At 64.7% G+C, this 20,412-nt stretch carries 13 protein-coding genes; 8 read left to right on the top strand and 5 right to left on the bottom strand.

The annotated features are described in order from the left end of the window. Nucleotides 1–38: 38 nt before the first annotated feature. The 3 genes from yiaY to N430_RS08110 form a co-directional block, all read right to left on the bottom strand. Entirely contained in the window at nt 39–1,187 is a 1,149-nt protein-coding gene (yiaY, locus tag N430_RS08120) for an L-threonine dehydrogenase (protein WP_110638973.1), read from the bottom strand. Between the two features lie 78 nt (nt 1,188–1,265). Next, a complete protein-coding gene (gene ilvA / locus N430_RS08115) occupies nt 1,266–2,828 on the bottom strand; it encodes a threonine ammonia-lyase, biosynthetic (protein WP_110638972.1) in 1,563 nt (520 codons plus the stop codon). A gap of 185 nt (nt 2,829–3,013) precedes the next feature. Further along, entirely contained in the window at nt 3,014–3,445 is a 432-nt protein-coding gene (locus tag N430_RS08110) for a PACE efflux transporter (RefSeq protein ID WP_110638971.1), read from the bottom strand. Between the two features lie 479 nt (nt 3,446–3,924). Here N430_RS08110 and wecB point away from each other — a divergent pair, with 479 nt between their 5' ends. The 5 genes from wecB (at nt 3,925) to N430_RS08075 (ending at nt 12,322) form a co-directional block, all read left to right on the top strand. Continuing rightward, the gene (gene wecB / locus N430_RS08095; protein WP_110638970.1) at nt 3,925–5,079 is read left to right on the top strand and encodes a non-hydrolyzing UDP-N-acetylglucosamine 2-epimerase; all 1,155 of its coding nucleotides are present in this window, start codon (nt 3,925–3,927) and stop codon (nt 5,077–5,079) included. Continuing rightward, nucleotides 5,076–7,250 carry a cyclic di-3',5'-guanylate-activated glycosyltransferase NrfB gene (nrfB, locus tag N430_RS08090; RefSeq protein ID WP_110638969.1) on the top strand — a complete coding sequence of 725 codons (2,175 nt, stop codon included), beginning with the start codon at nt 5,076–5,078 and terminating at the stop codon, nt 7,248–7,250. Before wecB ends, nrfB begins: the two co-directional genes overlap by 4 nt. Then, nucleotides 7,247–10,249 carry a phage receptor gene (locus tag N430_RS08085; RefSeq protein WP_110638968.1) on the top strand — a complete coding sequence of 1,001 codons (3,003 nt, stop codon included), beginning with the start codon at nt 7,247–7,249 and terminating at the stop codon, nt 10,247–10,249. The genes nrfB and N430_RS08085 overlap by 4 nt, the downstream gene beginning before the upstream one ends. Further along, complete coding sequence (locus tag N430_RS08080) at nt 10,249–11,088, top strand: DUF4434 family protein (protein WP_110638967.1); 840 nt, start codon at nt 10,249–10,251, stop codon at nt 11,086–11,088. The genes N430_RS08085 and N430_RS08080 overlap by 1 nt, the downstream gene beginning before the upstream one ends. Nucleotides 11,089–11,230: 142 nt before the next feature. Then, nucleotides 11,231–12,322: a diguanylate cyclase gene (locus N430_RS08075; RefSeq protein ID WP_110638966.1), complete on the top strand. Its 1,092-nt coding sequence runs from the start codon at nt 11,231–11,233 to the stop codon at nt 12,320–12,322. Here N430_RS08075 and N430_RS08070 read toward each other — a convergent pair. Both N430_RS08070 and N430_RS08065 read right to left on the bottom strand, forming a co-directional pair. Beyond that, nucleotides 12,297–13,595: an ATP-binding protein gene (locus N430_RS08070; protein WP_110638965.1), complete on the bottom strand. Its 1,299-nt coding sequence runs from the start codon at nt 13,593–13,595 to the stop codon at nt 12,297–12,299. The two genes, N430_RS08075 and N430_RS08070, sit on opposite strands and share 26 nt — an antisense overlap. Nucleotides 13,596–13,601: 6 nt before the next feature. Beyond that, nucleotides 13,602–14,303: a response regulator transcription factor gene (locus N430_RS08065; protein WP_110638964.1), complete on the bottom strand. Its 702-nt coding sequence runs from the start codon at nt 14,301–14,303 to the stop codon at nt 13,602–13,604. 270 nt (nt 14,304–14,573) lie between these two features. On the opposite strand from N430_RS08065, the gene N430_RS08060 reads away from it, so the two are divergent. The 3 genes from N430_RS08060 (at nt 14,574) to N430_RS08050 (ending at nt 20,411) form a co-directional block, all read left to right on the top strand. Next, entirely contained in the window at nt 14,574–15,743 is a 1,170-nt protein-coding gene (locus N430_RS08060; protein ID WP_110638963.1) for an efflux RND transporter periplasmic adaptor subunit, read from the top strand. Nucleotides 15,744–15,754: 11 nt separating this feature from the next. Continuing rightward, on the top strand, nt 15,755–18,862 hold the full coding sequence (locus tag N430_RS08055) for an efflux RND transporter permease subunit (RefSeq protein WP_110638962.1): 3,108 nt from the start codon (nt 15,755–15,757) through the stop codon (nt 18,860–18,862). Between the two features lie 139 nt (nt 18,863–19,001). Further along, nucleotides 19,002–20,411, top strand: coding sequence for an AAA family ATPase (locus N430_RS08050; protein ID WP_110638961.1), 1,410 nt, complete (start codon nt 19,002–19,004; stop codon nt 20,409–20,411). The last annotated feature ends 1 nt before the right edge of the window (nt 20,412 follow it).

Here is a 20,412-nt window from a genome sequence, read left to right as displayed (position 1 = left end):
CGCTCCCACAACGACCGCGTCAGCCGTAGTACCAGTGATCAGAATGCCGCCCGGAAAATCCCCTCGATCTCATCCTGGCTGGCCGGCCGCGGGTTGGTCAGCCCACAGGCATCCTTCAAGGCGTTCTCCGCCAGAATGCCGACATCCTCAAGCTTGGCCCCCAGCTCCGCCAACCCCGCCGGAATGCCCACGGCCACCGCCAGGTGCTCGATGGCCGAAATCGCCGCCCCCGCGCCCTGCTCGGCATCCAGCCCGCAGACCTTGATGCCCATGGCCTTGGCCACATCGCGCAAGCGCGCGGCGCTGACCTTGGCATTGAAACGCTGCACATGCGGCAACAGCACCGCATTGCACACACCATGGGGTAAGTCGTAGTAACCGCCCAGCTGGTGCGCCATGGCATGCACGTAACCAAGCGAGGCATTGTTGAACGCCATGCCTGCCAGGAACTGCGCGTAGGCCATGTTCTCCCGCGCCTGCAGGTCGTTACCATCGTTCACCGCCTGGCGCAGGTTTTCACTGATCAGGCTGATGGCCTTCAGCGCGCAAGCATCGGTAATCGGCGTGGCCGCCGTCGACACATAAGCCTCGATGGCGTGGGTCAATGCATCCATGCCGGTGGCCGCCGTCAGCCCCTTGGGCATGGCAACCATCAGCGCCGGGTCGTTGACCGAGAGAATCGGCGTGACGTTACGGTCGACGATGGCCATTTTCACATGGCGGCGCTCGTCGGTGATGATGCAGAAACGGGTCATTTCACTGGCCGTACCCGCCGTGGTGTTGATGGCGATCAATGGCAGCTGCGGCTTGCGCGAGCGGTCGACGCCCTCGTAGTCGCTGATATGCCCACCATTGGTGGCGCACAGGGCAATGCCCTTGGCGCAGTCATGGGGCGAGCCACCGCCCAGCGACACCACGCAGTCGCAACGCTCACGCTGCAACACCGCAAGGCCCGCCTCGACGTTGGCGATGCTGGGGTTGGGCTTGGCGCCGTCGAACACCACCGAGTCGATGTCCTGCAAGGCCAGCATGCGTCCGATGCGAGCCGCGACGCCGGCCTTGGCCAGGCCCTGGTCGGTCACGATCAGCGCCTTGCGCAAGCCATAACCGGCAATCGCGGCCATGGCCTCGTCGAGGCAGTCGATGCCCATGATGTTGACGGGCGGGATGAAGAAGGTGCTGCTCATGACCGGATCCTCCTGGTAGGTCTGTCTACCAACGAGGATCCGCCCGTTCAATGCAACGAATGTTGATCCAGAGCAACGTTAGCCAAGGAACAGCCGGTAAGCCGGATTATCGGTCTCGTCCCAGTAGCGGTAGCCCATCTCGTCCAGCGCCTGGGGCAGGCTGCCCTGCTCGTCGCCTGGCACTTCCAGCGCCGCGAATACCCGCGCTTCGGCCGCGCCATGGTTACGGTAATGGAACAGGCTGATGTTCCAGCGCTTGCCCAGCCGCTCCAGGAAGCCCAGCAGTGCCCCTGGCCGCTCGGGGAACTCGAAGCGCAGCACCCGCTCATCGGCCCCCGGTGCGGCATGCCCACCCACGGTGTGGCGCACATGCAGCTTGGCCAGTTCGTTGTCGGTCAGGTCAAGCACGCTGTAGCCCTGCCCGCGCAGGCTGGCCAGCAGCTGCTCGCGCGGGTCGTGCAGCGGGTGGGTCTGCACGCCTACGAACAGACGCGCTTCCTTGCCCGGGTAGTAGCGGTAGTTGAACTCGGTGATCTGCCGCTTGCCCAGGGCCTGGCAGAACGCCCGGAAGCTGCCGGGCTGTTCGGGGATGGTCACGGCGATGATCGCCTCGCGCTGCTCGCCCAGCTCGGCACGTTCGGCCACGTGGCGCAGGCGGTCGAAGTTGACGTTGGCGCCGGAGTCGATGGCCACCAGGGTTTGCCCCGTGACGCCTTCGCGGGCCACGTACTTCTTGATCCCGGCCACGGCCAGGGCACCCGAGGGTTCGGTGATCGAGCGGGTATCGTCGTAGATGTCCTTGATTGCCGCGCACAGCTCATCGCTGCTGACGGTCACCACCTCATCGACAAAATGCCGGCATAGCTCGAAGCAATGGGCACCGATCTGCGCCACCGCCACGCCATCGGCGAAGGTACCGACTTGCGGCAGGATCACCCGTTCGCCCGCGGCCATGGCAGCCTGCAGGCAGTTGGAGTCTTCCGGTTCGACACCGATCACCTTGACCTCGGGGCGCAGGTATTTGACGTAGGCGGCAATGCCTGCGACCAGCCCGCCACCGCCGACCGGCACGAAGATCGCGTCAAGCGCACCCGGCTGTTGGCGCAGGATCTCCATGCCCACGGTGCCTTGGCCGGCGATCACGTCCGGGTCGTCGAACGGCGGCACAAAGGTCGCCCCGTCGCTGTCAGCCAATTGCAGCGCGTGGGCCAGGGCATGGGGGAAGCTCTCGCCGTGCAGCACCACGTGGCCACCCCGCGAGCGCACCCCTTCGACCTTGAGCGATGGCGTAGTGGTGGGCATGACGATGGTCGCCTTCATGCCCAGGTGCGCCGCCGCCAGGGCCACACCCTGGGCATGGTTGCCTGCCGAGGCAGTGATCACGCCGCGTTCGCGCTGGGCCGTGGTCAGGCGCGACAGCCGGGTATAGGCACCACGGATCTTGAACGAGAAGGTCGGTTGCAGGTCTTCGCGCTTGAGCAGCACCTGGTTGCCGAGGCTGGCAGACAGCGCGGGGGCGGCCTGCAAGGGCGTCTCGATGGCCAGGTCGTACACCGGTGCGGACAGAATGCGGCGCACCTGTTCCGACAGCAGTTGCTGCGGGGTGGACGGGGTACGAGGGCTGACGTTGAGGCTGGTCATCGATTGCAACTCCTTGGCTTTTTTTCACGTTGCCCAGGAGTCAGAGAGAAGAAACCCGCCTCCAGGGCGGGTTCGGTGCACGTACGCGCTAGCCCGCCAAGCTGATAATGGCGGTAATAATAATCGCGTTCACGTGCGGGAAGGTTTTCATGGGGTAGGACGTTATCCCGCCCGCCCTGGCCAAGTCAACACTTTGCTTGTTGCGCCGACAGCGGCACGTCGAACACCTTGTCAAAGCCCCACTGGAACACAAAGGCATAGACGAAGAAGAACACGAACAGGGCCAGGTTGGTGAGGAACGCCGCCCACAGGCTGACATCCAGCCAGTACGCCACCAGCGGCAGCAGGATCAGCACCAGCCCGCCCTCGAAGCCCAGCGCGTGCAGCCCCCGGCGCAGCAACGTGCGCTCGCGCTTGCGCTGGCGTGCCTCCCAGCGCTCGAAGGCCCAGTTGTAGGCCATGTTCCAGCTCATGGCGATGCCCGACATCAGCACCGACAGTACCGTCGATTCCGCCATGCCGGCGCCGAACGCCAACTCCAGCGCCGGTGCTACGCAAGCCACGGCGATGGCTTCGTAGAGAATGGCCTGGACGATCTTGCGTGCCTTGCCTTGCATGTTCAGCTCCCTGAAGAAACGACCTACAAAATTACTCGATGAAAGCCTGAATAAAAAGGTTGTTCGGACAGGTGCTTGCCTTTAGGGGGGTATCGCCTGTGAGATCGAGCGCCGCCCGCGCGGCGCATCGCGGGCAAGCCCGCTCCCACATCTGTTTCGGGCCAATTAATCCTGTGCCGCCAACAGGATCCGCCTTGGTGCATGACTGGAGACAGGTGGAGCGGCATCAGCGCCCGCCGAGATGTATCGCCATGCCAACAAGGCGGTCCCTGTTGGCGGCACAGGCGACATTGGCCCGAAACAGATGTGGGAGCGGGCTTGCCCGCGATGCGCCGCGCGGGCGGCGCTCGATCTCCCAGACAACACAACCCTCACGACGAACATCTGGACAACCCTGCATGCGACTGCTTGTATCTATCACTTGCAAGCGGCGACATGTCCCACCCCTTCGTCCAGGGAAATGAACGAGGAACAAGACGATGGCGTATAGCGTCATGATGGTGTTCGGCACCCGACCCGAAGCGATCAAGATGGCCCCGCTGGCCCGCGTGCTGCGCAGTTGGCCCGAGGTCGACCTGCATATCTGCTCCACCGGCCAGCACCGCGAGATGCTCGAGCAGGTGCTGACCGCCTTTGGCCTGAGCGTCGATCAGGACCTCAAGGTGATGACCCAGAACCAGACCCTGAACGGCCTGGCCCGCGACCTGCTGGACAAACTCGACCAGGCCTACGAGCAGGTCAAGCCCGACATCGTGCTGGTCCACGGCGACACCACTACCAGCTTCATCGCCAGCCTCGCGGCCTTCCACCGGCACATCCCCATCGGCCATGTCGAAGCCGGCCTGCGTACCGGCAACCTGCAACAGCCCTGGCCCGAAGAAGCCAACCGGCGCCTGACCGGGGTGCTCGCCGACCTGCACTTCACCCCGACCCGCGACTCGGACGCCAACCTGATCCGCGAGGGCGTGCCGCCGGAGCACATCGAAGTCACCGGCAACACCGTCATCGACGCCCTGCTGTGGATGCGCGACCACCTGGCCGAACGGCAATGGCAGCCGGCCGCCGACTCGCCGCTGAGCGTGCTGCGCCCCGAGCAGCGCATGGTGCTGATCACCGGCCACCGCCGGGAGAACTTCGGCCCCGGCTTCGAGCGTATCTGCCTGGCCCTGGCGCAACTGGCCGAACGTTACCCCGACGTGCAGTTCGTCTACCCCGTGCACCTCAACCCGCAGGTGCAGAAGGCCGTGTATGGCGTGCTGTCGAACCGCAGCAACATCCACCTGATCGCCCCGCAGGACTACCCGCACTTCGTCTGGCTGATGAACCGCGCCCAGATCATCCTCACCGATTCAGGCGGCGTGCAAGAAGAGGCCCCTGCTCTTGGCAAGCCAGTGCTGGTGCTACGCAAGGTTACCGAGCGCCCCGCCGTGCTCAAGGGCGGCACGGTCAAGCTGGTGGGCACCCTGACCGAGCGCATCGTCGAAGAAACCCGCCAGCTGCTCGACGACCCGGTGGCCTACGCACGCATGGCGCGGGTCTATACCCCGTTTGGTGACGGCCACGCCAGCGAGCGCATCGCCGAGCGCCTGACGCGCTGGTTTGCAGAAACGTCCAACCCGCGAGATGACGCATGAGCCTGGCCTTCATCGATTTCCTCACCTATGTGCTGTTCGGCCTCAAAGTCCTGGCGATCATCCTTGCCTCGCTGATGTTCCTGCTCGGCCTCGACGACCTGTTCATCGACCTGTGCTACTGGGGCCGCAAGCTGATTCGCCGTTTCCGCATCTACGACAAGCACGAAAAGGCCGACGAAAAACGCCTGTTCGATGTGCCGGAAAAACCCCTGGCGATCATGGTCCCGGCCTGGAACGAAGTGGGCGTGGTCGGCGAAATGGCGCGCCTGGCGGCCTCGACCATCGACTACGAGAACTACCAGATCTTCGTCGGCACCTACCCCAACGACCCGCAGACCCAGGCCGACGTCGACGCCGTGTGCCTGCACTACCCGAACGTGCACAAGGTGGTCTGCGCGCGCCCCGGACCCACCAGCAAGGCCGACTGCCTGAACAACATCATCGACGCCATCCTGCGCTTCCAGGACGATGCCCGCATCGAGTTCGCCGGTTTCATCCTGCATGACGCCGAAGACGTGATCTCGCCCATGGAACTGCGCCTGTTCAACTACCTGTTGCCCAACAAGGACATGATCCAGATCCCGGTGTACCCCTACGCGCCGGAATGGAAGGGTTTCACTGCCGGGCATTACGTCGACGAGTTCGCCGAGAACCACGGCAAGGACGTGATCGTGCGCGAAGCACTGACCGGCCAGGTACCCAGCGCTGGCGTTGGCACCTGCTTCAGCCGCCGTGCCATCAGCGCCCTGCTCGAAGACGGCGATGGCATCGCCTTCGACGTGCAGAGCCTGACCGAAGACTACGACATCGGCTTTCGCCTGAAGCAGAAAGGCATGAAGTGCATCTTCGCCCGCTACTCCATCACCGACCCGGCGCTGGCCCTCAAGCACGAGTGGCGGCCGGGCATGAGCCGCGAGTTCTCCCAGGTGATCTGCGTGCGCGAGCACTTCCCGCGCGACTGGCAGCACGCCATCCGGCAAAAGTCGCGGTGGATCGTCGGCATTGTCTTCCAGGGCACCAGCAACCTCGGCTGGAGCCGTACCGGTGCGCTCAACTACTTCCTCTGGCGCGACCGCCGGGGCCTGTTCGCCTACTTGCTGAGCTTCCTGGTCAACCTGTTGCTGCTGGTGCTGCTGGCCATGTGGCTGGTGACCGCGATCGCCCCGGACTCCTGGCGCTTCATGTCGATCCTCAGTGACAGCCAGCTGCTCACCACCCTGCTCTGGCTCAACGGCCTGATGCTGGTCAACCGCCTGTTCCAGCGCGGCTGGTTTGTCACCCGCTACTACGGCATCTTCGAAGGCCTGCTGTCGGCGCCACGGATGATGTGGAGCAACTTCGTCAACTTCTTCGCCAACCTGCGCGCCCTGCGCCAGGTCATGGAGATGGGCGATTCGCGGCGGGTGGCGTGGGACAAGACCACCCACGAATTCCCCGCCCTCGCCTCGCCGGCGCGCACGCCACTGGGCCATCGGCTGGTGGGAAAAGGCTACATCACCGAAGAACAGCTGCAGCAGGCGATCACCAGCCCGGTGCGCCGGCGCCTGGGTCGCGAACTGCTGCTGCGGGGCTGGCTGACCAGCGAGCAGCTGGTACAGACGCTGGCCGAACAGCTCGACCTGCCCTGGGCACCGCTCAACCCGTTCAAGCTCGACCCGCAGCTGATTGCCCAGTTGCCACGCCGGCTGGCCACGCACTATGGCGTGCTGCCAGTCGCCGAAGACGGCAACACCCTGGTGCTGGCCAGTGAAAGCCCGGTCAGCCAGGTGTCGCTGGGGGTGATCAGCCGCCAGCTGAAACGCCCGGTCAGTTGCCGCCTGGCCCCCCAGGGCCGGGTCACCCTGGGCCTGCGCTATCACTACCCGAGCCCCTGGCAGAAACCCGAAACCTACGACATGCTCACCGTGCTGGAGCGGCACCAGGATGATGCCGATCTGATCGAACGGGTCAGCCACCACCAGGTGATGCTTGGCGCCCTGCTGCAGGTACGCGGCATGGTCCCGGTCACCCTGTTCAACCAGGCACTGATCGATTTCGACCCCGAGCAGCAGAGCCTCGGCGAGCACCTGATCGCCCGCGGCATCATTACCGAAGAGGTGCTGCAGCAGGCCCTCGCCGAACAGGCCAGCGAACAGCAGGCTGCCTTTGATCTGACCCGGGAGGTGGCATGAAGCCGCGTCTGTCCCTCACCCTTTCCGGCTTGCTGCTTTGCTCCACTGCGCTGGCGGCCCAGGCAGCACCGATGACCGAGTTCCAACGTTTCACCAGCTATCCGTTCATGGAACGCAGCTACCGCGAAGCGAAGAAGGACAACTGGGCCGAAGTCGAACGCCTGACCCGCCATGTCCTCAGCCGCGTGCCGAACAACGACGAAGCCCGTACGCTGCTGGTCGAAGCCCTGGCCCACCAGCGCCGCTACAAGGAAGCCGAAGCCATGGCCGAGCAGTTCGGCGATGGCCCCGAATACGCCAACGCCCTGCTGGAGCTGCGCCTGACCTGGATCGAGCAGGACCCGCCGGCGGCCAGCCAGGTGGAAGGCTGGCTGGCCAACGCCGATGGCACCCAGCGGGTGCGCCTGTGGCAGGCCTACAGCCTGAGCCTGGCCAAGTTCGGCGGTGCCGGCAAAGCCCTGGAGTGGCTCAACCAGCTGCCGCCACGCGACGATGGCCAGGTGCTGCGCCTGGCCCGGGCCAACTTCGCCGAACAGCTGCGTAACTGGAAGGAAACCATCGAGCAACTGCAGCCTCTGGCGGACAAGGGCCAATTGCCGCCAGAAGACTGGCAGCGCCTGGCCAACGCCTATGTCCAGCAGGTCGATGAAAAGGGCCTGGAAAAGCTGCTGCAAAGCGCCCCCTCCCCCGAAGTCGCCAACCAGACGCGCCTGGCCATGGCCAATCGGGCCATCGCCGTCGGCCACAATCAACTGGCGCAGCGCTGGTTGGAAAAATTGCCCACCGAGCAGTTGCAACAACCTGAGCAGCGCCAGCAGCTGTGGGAGCTGGCCCGTGAAGGGGATGACGCGCCGCTGGTACGGCAGCTGAGCAACGAACTGCAGCGTCCTTGCCTGGAGACCGTCGACTGGTTGTCACGTCGTGACCCGGACGTTGCCCGCGAACAGTTCAAGGACTGCCCGGCCAGCGCAGACCCGCGCGCTTATGCGGTGCTCAAGCAGCGCCTGTATGGCGACCCGGTGCAGCCGCCACAACCCCGCACAGCCGCCGAATGGGAAAAACGCTACCGTCAGAACGATGACCTGGCTGCGCTTGAGCAAGCAACCTATCTGTTGCTGCAGCAAGGCCAGAGCGAGCGCGCCCGCACCCTTCTGGAGCAGGCCTATGACCGTCGCCAGGGGCGCCTGACACCTTCCCTGCTGCAGCGCCTGGGCAACATCTATGCGCGCAACGATGGCCCTCTGAACAGCCAGCGCATGCTCGGCCTGATCCCCAGGGTCGACGCCAATACCCGCGCCCAGCTGCTCGGCCGCCTGGCTGAAAACGGCCAGTGCGACGCCGTGCGCCGGGCCATCCCGGCAAATCCGACCGAAGCCGGCCAGTATCGCGCCCTGGGCCGCTGCGCCATGCCCGATCAACCCGGTGAAGCGGTGGTCTATTACCAGGCCGCCGAACGTCTGGGTGACAATAGCAACCACCTGCCCCTGGCCTACGCCCTGGAAGCCGCCGGCGATTCCGAAGCGGCCATGCCGATCTGGCGCAACCTGCCGGCCAGCGCCTGGAACGACAACGCCCGCCTGACCGCCGCCCGCGGGGCCTTGAACGCTGGCGATGCCGACGCCGCCCGCCGCTACTGGGACGCCGCCGCGCACAACAGCGCTGATGACTGGGCACTGGGTGCCGCCATTGCGCAACGTCAGGGCGACCTGCAGGCGGCGCTGGGCTTCCAGCGCCAGGCCCTGGCGCACAACCCGCGTGCCGACCACTACTACGCCGCCGCCAGCACGGCGCAACTGGCCGGCGACAGCGTACAAAGCACCGCCTGGCTGGCCGAAGCCGTGCGCCTTGAGCCCAACCAGCCGCGCTATCGTGCCGACTATGGCATGCGCCTGGCCGGCTCGCAGGACAAGGCCCAGCGTCGCCAGTCCATCCCTTATCTGGAACGCGCCACCCACGATTTCCCCGAGGACTATCGCCTGGGCGAGACCCTCGCCCTGCGTTACGACGAAGCCGAGAACAGCGCCGCCGCACGCCGTGAGTTGCGCCGGGTGATCGACGTGGAAGACAACCTGGTCGATGGCGACGACGAATACGGCAGCCTCGAAGCCCGCAAGTACCGCCAGCGCCGCGCCCACGAAACCCTGTCGCGGCGCGACACCATCACCCTGGCCAGCACCTGGTCGCCCGCCGGCACCTCGACCAACGACAAGTTCCTCGACAACGGTGAGCGCAGCGGCACCTCGCGCCGTGCGCAATCGCAGAACGTGCAGCTGGCCATGTGGGACCACGCCCTGGGCGAGGAGCCCAGCCGCAACGGCAGCACCCTGTCGGTCTACGGCCGTGTGCTGTTCGGCGGCCAGAGCCGCACCGACTACGCGCAAAGCATGGGCACCGGCGTCGGCCTGCGCTACAAGCCGCTGGGCCAGGCCAACCTCAACCTGTACGCCGAGCTGTACCACCAGCGGCAGATCGACGACGACCACTACAGCGGCCTGAGCCTTGGCGAACTGCTGAGCCCGGCCAAGGTCGGCGGTAACTGGGGCGACTTGCGCCACCACGCCGAATCGAGCAACGACCTGCTGCTGCGCGCCACCGCCTCATTCCTCGACCAGGGCGACTGGCGCAACGACTGGCGGGTCGACGAAGACGACTGGAACGAGCGTTTCCTCTACCTCGATGCCGCCTGGTGGACCCGCGCCGGCGACCACGCCTGGCTGTCGCGCTACCAGCAGGGGCACGCCTGGAAACTGCCCGGCAACTCGCCACAAACCCTCATGCCTTACGGCTTCTTCGAGTTCTCCAGCCAGGACCCAAGCAACGACTGGCGCCAGGACGCCCGTGCCGGGGTTGGTGTGCGCTGGCAATGGTGGTTCGACGACGACCGCTACAACGCCTACCGCGGTTCGCTGAAAGTGCGTGCCGAGTACCAGCAGTCGCTGGGTGGCAACCTCTACAAGAGCGCCAATGGCGTGCTGGTTGGCGCGGAGATGACCTTCTGATGCGTACGCTCCTGGCAATTTGCATGCTCGCCCTGTGCCTGCCGGCCCTGGCCGACCAGCGCCTGTTCTACCAGCCGCTCAACCGCGATGCCGCGGTGACCCCGGCGCAGTGGCAGCAACTGTGGCGCGCCACCAAGGCGCAAGGCGGCAAGACCCTGATCGTGCAGTGGAGTGCCTACGGCGACAGTGATTTCGGCGGCGCCCAGGGCTGGCTGGCCAACAGCCTGCGCGAGGCCCATGCGCAAGGCCTGGAGCTGGTGCTCGGGCTGTACCTTGACCCGGCCTATTACCAGCGCATCGAGGAGCTCGACGGCGACGGCCTGAACAATTACTGGAAGTCGCAACTGGGCCGTTCGCTGGGCCAGTACCAGCAGCTTCGCCAGGACTGGCAACTGCCCGTCGCCGGCTGGTACCTGCCCATGGAACTGGACGACCTGCACTTTCGCGATGCCGGTCGCCGCGAGGCGTTGTACAGCCAGTTGCAGGCCTTCAACCGGCGGCTGGACAAGCCGCTGCACATCAGCGCGTTCAGCGCAGGCAAACTGGCACCGCGGGTCAATGGCGCCTGGCTGGATCAACTGGCCGGGTTGGGCTTGACTGTGTGGTGGCAGGACGGTGCCGGGACCGGGCGCTTGCCGCCGCTGGTGCGCCAGAGTTACGAACAGGCGCTGCCGTGCCGGGTGGGGGTGGTGCGCGAGGCGTTTCGCCAGGTGAGTGCGCCAGGGCAGGCGTTTCGGGCTGAGCCTGCGGAGCCGAAGCTGGGTGCTGGGTGCCATGCCGAAGCGGTGTTTGCCTTGCGCTACCGGCCTTGGGCCCGGGGTGTTCTGCCACAGAATTGAGTCAACCTGTACCGGCCTCTTCGCGGGCACGCCCGCTCCCACAGGGATTGCACAGATTTCAAAAACTGTGGTGATCCTGTGGGAGCGGGCGAGCCCGCGAAAGGGCCCGAGCAGGCCATGCAGTACTCCCAGGAGCCCACCGATGTTCAAGACCATCGAAGAGCACGTGCGCAAGCAGGTCGCCCCCGCCGCCCTGCGCGCCGAATTCCGCCAGCACGAATTCGAGTCCATGCGCCCGTTCTGCATGCTGGTGTTCTGCGTTAGCACACTGATCTGGCTGATCTTCGACCTGATCGTCAGCTTTCTCGGCGGCCAAGGTTTCACCTGGCTGTCCTACCTGTTCATCGCCCTGCTCGGCTGCCTCACCGTGGTGCTGCGCTTCACCCGCCGCAGTCACCATTTCGACGTGCTCAACCTGCTGTTCATCAGCGTCATCACCCTGGGCATGCGCCTGGTGATCGATGGCATTCCCGAGCCCCTGCGCCCCGTGTGGCTGGTGCTCGGCGTATCGACCGTGCTGTATGCCGTGTCGGTGCTGCCGGTACGGCGCTGGTCGTTCTTCTGCGCCATGGTCATCACCTGGGTGATGCTCAACCCGTTCTACCACACCCGTATCGACGCCGATCAACTCGAAGGTGCCATGCTCATCAGCTACGCAGTGTTCCTCAGCGGCCTGGTGAGCTACAGCTACCTGCAGATGCGCCAGGCCAAGCTGCACAACTTCTACCTGTCCAAGGTGCTGCTGGAGCAGGCCTATGTTGATGCCCTGACCGACATCCCCAACCGCCGCTCGTTCATGGCCAAGGCCGAACGCCAACTGCGCCTGGCCACGGCCGGGCAGTACCTGGCGATGATCGACATCGACAACTTCAAGCGGGTCAACGACCGCTTCGGGCATGACATTGGCGATGAAGTGCTCAAGCGGGTGGCCGTGCATATCAAGGCAGGCGTGGCCGGCCATGAGTTCGCCCGCCTGGGTGGTGAGGAGTTTGCGATTTTCTTCGAAGGGCTGGACCAGCAAGGGGCCGAACAACGGGTCGACGCGCTGTGCCAGCGCGTGCGCGACGACCTTGGCGTACCGCCCGTGACCATCAGCATCGGCCTGGCCCGGGTCGAAAGCGGGGACAGCCTGAGCATGGCGCTGGTACACGCCGACCAGGCTCTGTACCAGGCCAAGCACAACGGCAAGGATCAGTTCGTGCTGTGGACTAGCCAGCTGGCAGCCGAATCCTGAACTGCGCCCCACCCAGCGCCGACTGCGCCACGGTCAGGGTCCCGCCCTGCCCCTCGATCGCCCGGCGGCTGATCGCCAGGCCAAGGCCGAAGCCGCCGGTGTTGCGGTCGCGGCTGCGGTCCAGGCGGTAGAACGGCTGGAAGATCCGCTCACGCTCCTCGGCCGGGATACCGATCCCGTCATCCTCCACGGTCAACAGGCAGGCGCCGTCTGCTTCCAGACGCAACCTCAGCAACAGGCTTTCATCGCAATAGCGCATGGCGTTGCGCACCAGGTTCTGTACGGCCCGGGCAGTCAGTCGCGGGTCCAGCACGAAGCGTGGCAGGTTGTCTTCGGCCTGCACTTCCCATTGGATACCCCGCGTATCGAGCTCCTCGGCAAACCCGCCAAGCACGCTGTCCACCAGCTCCAGCAAGGACACTTCGACCCGTTCCCGTGCCTGGTCTGCGTTGTACAGGCGGCTGTACGACAGCAGTTCGAGCACCAGCTCATCCAGCTCGCGCACATGCCCGACCAGTTCCAGCAGGCGCTTGCGGCTGGTCGGTGGCACCTCGTCGAACAGCAGCACCAGGCCGAAATCCAGCCGGGTCAGCGGCGTGCGCAGCTCGTGGGAGACCGCGTTGAGCAACTCACGCTGCTGATTGACGTGGCGCTCAAGATCGCTGGCCATGGTGTCGAACACCCCGGCCAGTTCACCGATGTTCGAGTGCGGCGAGATATGTGTGCGCTCGGCCATCCGCCCCTGGCCCAGGCGCCGGGCGGTTTCCTTCAGGCGCTCCAGGTCACGCCAGTGCGGCCACACCCACAGCAGCAGGCAACCGAGCATCGCCGCGCCGATCAGCACAGTCACGCCCCAGGACAACACGTTGATGTCCAGTGGATCTGGCGGTGAATGCAGGCTGACCAGCCAGTCCTTGTCCAACGGTGCCAGCACGGTCTGGTAATAGCCCCAGTCACCAATGCGCACGGCGTACTGGCCCTGCTCCAGGCGCGCCTGTTCTTCCGGGCTCAGGCCTGCTTTTTCGCTGCGCAGCAGTTTGACCTCCAGTGGCGCGAAGGCCCTGGCCAGGTCCTCCTCCACCGCTGGCCATTGCGCTTCTGGCGCCTGGCGGAACTGGCGGACGATCAGCGACTGCACACCCTTGGCCTGGTCCAGGTTGTAGGCCATGAAACGGTCGTGGAACAGGCCGACAATGGTGTCCGGGATCAACAACAGCGCCCCGGCGTAGGCGACGATGATCACCAGATACAGGCGCACCAGGATCTTCAGCATGGTGCGTCAGCACTCCCACTCGACACGACTGAACAGGTAACCCTTGCCCCACACGGTCTTGATCTTGCGCGCCTCGCCGGCGCTGTCGTCGAACTTGCGGCGCAGCTTGGAAATGGCCACGTCCACCGAACGGTCGGTGCCGTTGAACTCGATGCCGCGCAGTTGCTGGAGGATGCGGTCGCGGCTGAGCACCACACCGGCATTGCGCGCCAGCACCACCAGCAGGTTGTATTCGCCGCTGGACAGTTCCACTTCCTCGCCGCGCCAGCTGACCAGCCGCTCGGCGAGGTCGATGCGCAGGCCACCGATAAGGATCTGGTGATTGTCCAGGCGCGGTTCGTTGACGCTGCTGCGGCGCAGCAAGGTGCGCACGCGGGCCAGCAGCACGCGGGGCTCGCAGGGTTTGGTCACGTAGTCGTCGGCGCCCATCTCCAGGCCCAGCACCTGGTCGTGGCTGTCGTCGCGGGCGGTCAGCATCAGGATCGGCAGGCTTTGTGATTCCTGACGCAGCAGGCGGCACAGTTGCAGGCCATCGATGCCGGGGAGCATCAGGTCGAGAATCACCAGGTCGGGGTGGTCTTGCCGGAAGGCGTCCAGCACGTGGTCGCCACGGGCAATCACCCGGACATGGAAATCGTTGCGTTGCAGGTAGCTGGCGATCAGCTCGGACAGCGCACTGTCATCTTCGACCAGGAGAATGTTGGGCATATGAGAAGGAAATAAATGTGAGGAAAGCTTCACCGGCCTCTTCGCGGGCAAGCCCGCTCCCACAGGTACATCACAGGATTCAGATCTTGCGCGGCCCCTGTGGAAGCGGGCTTGCCCGCGAAGAGGCCGGCACAGGTTCATGGAGAATATAGAATCCTACAAACCGGTAGGACTGTTCTTAACACTTTTTCACACAGGCCCTACAGGTGTTAACAGCCGTCCGAGGAACGGTTGCCTTAGGATAGGCACGGTCATCATCGGAAGATCCGCATGCCTATTACCCTCCCCCCGCGCCTGCGCCCCCTGGCGCTCGTGGCGCTGCTTGCCCTGTCCCTGGCCGGTTGCGACGACGCGGCCGAGCAGAACGAAAAACAACCCGTACCCCAGGTCCGGGTCGAGACCCTGCAACTGCAGCCCCTGGCCATCAGCACCGAGCTGAACGGGCGCATCCTCGCCCCGCGCACGGCGGAAGTACGTGCGCGCGTCGCTGGCGTGGTGCTCAAGCGCGTCTATCGCGAAGGCAGTGACGTCAAACAGGGCGATGTGCTGTTCCTCATCGACCCGGCGCCGTTCAAGGCCGACCACGACAGCGCCCGTGCAACCCTGGCCAAGGCCGAGGCCACGCTGTACCAGGCGCGCCTGCAAGAGCAGCGCTACCGCCAACTGGTCGACGACAAGGCGGTCAGCCGCCAGGAATACGACAACGCCCGCGCCGCCTTCCTCCAGGCCGACGCAGCGGTTGCCGAAGCCAAGGCCGCGCTGGAGCGCGCCCGCCTGAACCTGGGTTATGCCACGGTCACCGCGCCGATCTCCGGGCGCATCGGCCGCGCCCTGGTCACCGAAGGCGCCCTGGTCGGCCAGAACGAGACCACGCCACTGGCAACCATCCAGCAACTGGACCCGATCCACGCCGACGTCACCCAGTCGACCCGCGAGCTCACCACCCTGCGCCGGGCCTTGCGTGCCGGTGAACTGCAGCAGGCCGGCGATGGCCAGGCCCGCGCCACGCTGATCCAGGACGATGGCAGCGCCTATCCGCTGCCGGGCAAGCTGCTGTTCTCCGACATCAGTGTCGACCCGAGCACCAACCAGATCACCCTGCGCAGCGAATTCCCCAACCCGGACCTCGACCTGCTGCCGGGCAGCTACGTGCGCGTGCGCCTGGAGCAGGCGGTGCAGCCCAAGGGCCTGAGCGTGCCGCAGCGCGCCATCCTGCGTGACAGCGCCGGGGTGCCGAAGGTGCTGGTGGTCGACGCCCAGTCGCGCATCAGCGAACGCCAGGTAGTGCTGGGCAACGCCCAGGGTGATCGCTGGCGGGTCACCGAGGGCCTGGCGCCCGGCGAGCGGGTGGTGGTCGAAGGCCTGCAGCACGTCAAGGCGGGCGACCAGGTCCAGGTCGACCCCGGCGCCCAGTCCATCGTCCAGCACACCGGCCAGTGAGGGCCTGATCCATGCCGCAGTTCTTCATCGACCGCCCGATCTTCGCCTGGGTGGTCGCGCTGTTCATCCTGCTTGCCGGCGCCCTGGCCATCCCCCAGTTGCCGGTGGCGCAGTACCCCAACGTGGCCCCGCCGCAGGTGGAAATCTATGCCGTGTACCCGGGCGCCTCGGCGGCCACCCTGGACGAAAGCGTGGTCAGCCTGATCGAACAGGAGCTCAACGGTGCCGACAACCTGCTGTACTTCTCGTCGCAGAGCAGCCTGGGCAGCGCCACCATTACTGCCACCTTCGAGCCCGGCACCCACCCCGACCTGGCCCAGGTCGATGTGCAGAACCGCCTCAAGGTGGTCGAGTCGCGCCTGCCTCGCCAGGTGACCCAGCAAGGCCTGCAGGTGGAGAAGGTGTCCACCGGCTTCCTGCTGCTCGGCACCCTCACCTCGGAGGACGGCAGCCTTGATGAAACCGCACTGTCCGACATCCTCGCGCGCAACGTGATGAACGAAATCCGCCGCCTCAAGGGCGTTGGCAAGGCGCAGTTGTACGGTTCCGAGCGCGCCATGCGCATCTGGATCGACCCGCAGAAGCTGATCGGCTTCAACCTCACTCCCAACGATGTGGCCGAAGCCATTGCCGCGCAGAACGCCCAGGTCGCCCCCGGCAGCATCGGCGACCTGCCCGCCCGTGGTACCCAGGAAATCACCGCCAACGTGGTGGTCAGGGGCCAGCTGAGCACGCCCGAGGAGTTCGCAGCCATCGTCCTGCGGGCCAACCCGGACGGTTCCAGTGTCACCGTCGGCGATGTCGCCCGGGTCGAGATCGGCGCCCAGGAATACCAGTACGGCACCCGCCTGAACGGCAAGCCGGCCACCGCCTTCAGCGTGCAGCTGGCACCAGGTGCCAACGCCATGGAAACCGCCACCCTGGTGCGGGCGAAGATGAAAGAGCTGTCGCGCTACTTCCCCGAAGGGGTCAAGTACGACATCCCCTACGACACCTCGCCGTTCGTCAAGGTGTCGATCCAGCAGGTCATCAACACCCTGTTCGAAGCCATGCTGCTGGTGTTCGCGGTGATGTTCCTGTTCCTGCAGAACCTGCGCTATACGCTGATCCCGACCCTGGTGGTGCCGGTGGCGCTGATGGGCACCTTCGCCGTGATGCTGGCCATGGGCTTTTCGGTCAACGTGCTGACCCTGTTCGGCATGGTCCTGGCCATCGGCATCCTGGTCGACGACGCCATCGTCGTGGTGGAGAACGTCGAGCGGATCATGGCCGAGGAAGGCCTGCCACCCAAAGAGGCAACGCGCAAGGCCATGGGCCAGATCAGCGGCGCCATCGTCGGCATCACCCTGGTGCTGGTGGCGGTGTTCCTGCCGATGGCCTTCATGAAAGGCTCGGTGGGGGTGATCTACCAGCAGTTCTCGCTGTCGATGGCGGTGTCGATCCTGTTCTCGGCGTTCCTCGCCCTGAGCCTGACCCCGGCCCTGTGCGCCACCCTGCTCAAGCCGCTGGCCAAGGGCGAACACCAGAAACGCAAGGGCTTCTTCGGCGGGTTCAACCGCCGGTTCGAAAGCATGAGCAACGGTTACCAGCGCTGGGTGCTGCAAGCGCTCAAGCGCAGTGGCCGCTACCTGCTGGTGTATGGCGTGCTGCTGGCCGTGCTCGGCTATGGCTTCAGCCAACTCCCCACGGCGTTCCTGCCCACTGAAGACCAGGGCTACACCATCACCGACATCCAGCTGCCGCCGGGCGCCAGCCGCATGCGCACCGAGCAGGTTGCCGCCCAGATCGAGGCGCACAACGCCGACGAGCCGGGCGTGGGCAACACCACGCTGATCCTCGGCTTCAGCTTCTCGGGCAGTGGCCAGAACGCCGCGCTGGCCTTCACCACGCTCAAGGACTGGTCCGAACGTGGTGCCGATGACAGTGCCCAGTCGATCGCCGACCGGGCAACCCTGGCCTTTACCCAGCTCAAGGATGCCGTGGCCTATTCGGTGCTGCCACCGCCGATCGATGGCCTGGGCGAGTCGACCGGCTTTGAATTGCGCCTGCAGGACCGCGGCGGCATGGGCCATGAGGCGCTGATGGCCGCCCGTGACGAGCTGCTGGCCGGTGCACACAAGAGCAAGGTGCTGGCCAACGTGCGCGAGTCTTCGCTGGCCGAAAGCCCGCAGGTGCAGCTGGAAATCGACCGCCGCCAGGCCAACGCCCTGGGCGTGTCGTTCGCCGACATCGGCTCGGTGCTGGACGTTGCCGTCGGCTCCAGCTACGTCAACGACTTCCCCAACCAGGGCCGTATGCAGCGGGTGGTGGTGCAGGCCGAGGGTGACCAGCGCAGCCAGGTGGAAGACCTGCTGAAGATCCACGTGCGCAACAACAGCGGCAAGATGGTGCCCCTGGGCGCCTTCGTCCAGGCCAAGTGGGTCAGCGGCCCGGTGCAGCTGACCCGCTACAACGGCTACCCGGCGGTGGCGATTTCCGGTGAACCGGCGGCGGGCTACAGCTCGGGTGAAGCCATGGCCGAGATCGAGCGCCTGGTCGCCCAGCTGCCGGCCGGTACCGGCCTGGAATGGACCGGCCTGTCACTGCAGGAACGCCTGTCCGGCAGCCAGGCCCCGGTGCTGATGGCGTTGTCATTACTGGTGGTGTTCCTGTGCCTGGCGGCGCTGTACGAAAGCTGGTCGATCCCCACAGCCGTGCTGCTGGTGGTGCCGCTCGGCGTGCTCGGCGCAGTGCTGGCGGTAACCCTGCGCGGCATGCCCAACGACGTGTTCTTCAAGGTCGGCCTGATCACCCTGATCGGCCTGTCGGCGAAGAACGCCATCCTCATCATCGAGTTCGCCAAGCACCTGGTCGACCAGGGCGTGGACGCCGCCGACGCCGCCGTGCAGGCCGCTCGCCTGCGCCTGCGGCCGATCGTCATGACCTCGCTGGCGTTCATCCTTGGCGTGGTACCGCTGGCCATTGCCACCGGCGCCAGCTCGGCGAGCCAGCAGGCCATCGGCACCGGGGTAATCGGCGGGATGCTCAGCGCCACGTTGGCGGTGGTGTTCGTGCCGGTGTTCTTCGTGGTGGTGATGCGGTTGGCCGGACAGAAAGCGAGAAAGAAGATGAGTAGCTGAACAAAATGGCGCTTGATGATCACCACAAGCGCCATTGCAACGCGGTGGAACCAATACGGTTTGAACAGTTAAACTGTTAGGCTTTCGCACTTCCCCGCACCTTTGGGCTGGAAGATTCTGAACTCAGTGGAGGTCCCCTGTGAAGCTCTCCCGGCTACGATTGCGCGACTATCGGTGCTTCGAATCCCTCGACATTGATTTTCATCCTCAGGTCACTGTCCTGGTTGCTTCCAATGGTGTTGGCAAGACATCAATCCTCGATGCTATTGCCGTGGCATATGGTCCCTTTGTCGGAGCCTTCGACGAAGCCACCGGGGCCCATTTCGAGCCACGGGACATTCGTCAGTTCGTGGTTCGCAAAACCGCCTCCAATGAAATGGAGTATGCCGCCAGGGGCGTAAGAATGGAGGCAGAAGGGATTATCCCAGGCAGCCTGTTCCACAATCTGGACTCAACCCTGACGAGTACCTGGCGCAGAAACCTCTCCAGCGCAGCAAAGACCAAGACAACGATCAAAGATGCAAAGGAGTTGAGTGATTACGGCAAACGGCTGCAAGAGGCCGTACGTACACCTGGCAATGATGCGGTGCTGCCTTTAATCGCCTACTACGGAACCGGTCGGTTATGGCAGCAGAAGAACAAGAAGCGCGATTCCACGAGCTTACAGCGTACGTCCCGCACTGTGGGATACACCGACTGCCTAGATCCTGCCTCTAGTTACAAATCATTTGTGGATTGGTTTCGCTACTGGAGCCTCAGCGCCAAAGAATATCGGTTCAAGGCAATGGAACTTGAAAAGCCTCCACTGTCCTCGGAGTTTGATGACTACATCGAGTCGGTCAGTACGGCAGTCGATATCTGCATGCGCCCTGCGGGCTGGCAAGGCATTCAGTACTCCTTGGCGAAGGAAGCGCTTGTCTCTAATCACCCAGAATTCGGCCAACTCCCAGTGGAAGCATTGAGTGATGGCATACGCAACATGATCGGTATGGTCGCCGACATCGCATTTCGCGCAACCAAACTGAATGGCCAATTGGGCAACTTGGCGGCAAAAGAGACACCCGGCATTGTGCTGATAGATGAGGTGGACATGCACCTCCACCCAGAATGGCAACAGGCTGTGATTCCATCCCTTACAGAAGCCTTTCCCAAAATACAGTTCATCGTCACCACTCACAGCCCTCAGGTACTCAGTACCGTCGACCGAGACTCGGTGAGGATAGTCCGTAGCGAGCGCGACCCTGAAAATAACCAAATGCGTGCGGTGGTGGAGAAGCCGCATTGGCAAACTCGAGGAATCGCCAGTACCGACCTACTGGCGCGCATCATGAATGTAAACCCAGTCCCCGACGTGCTCGAAGCTCACTGGCTCAACCAGTTTCAGGCTCTGATCCAGCAGGGCTTGCACACATCAACGCAGGGCAGTGCCTTACGTGCCGAACTTGTGAACCATTTTGGCACTAACCACCCAGTGATGCTGGAATGCAATCGCTTGGAACGGCTTCAGGCGTTCAAGCAGGGTCTGCCAAAAGCCATGAACAAGGAGTGAA

Origin of the sequence: Pseudomonas sp. CC120222-01a, from assembly GCF_003097235.1 — a bacterium.
GTDB lineage: Bacteria > Pseudomonadota > Gammaproteobacteria > Pseudomonadales > Pseudomonadaceae > Aquipseudomonas.
This window is presented reverse-complemented; position numbering and strand designations above follow the sequence as displayed.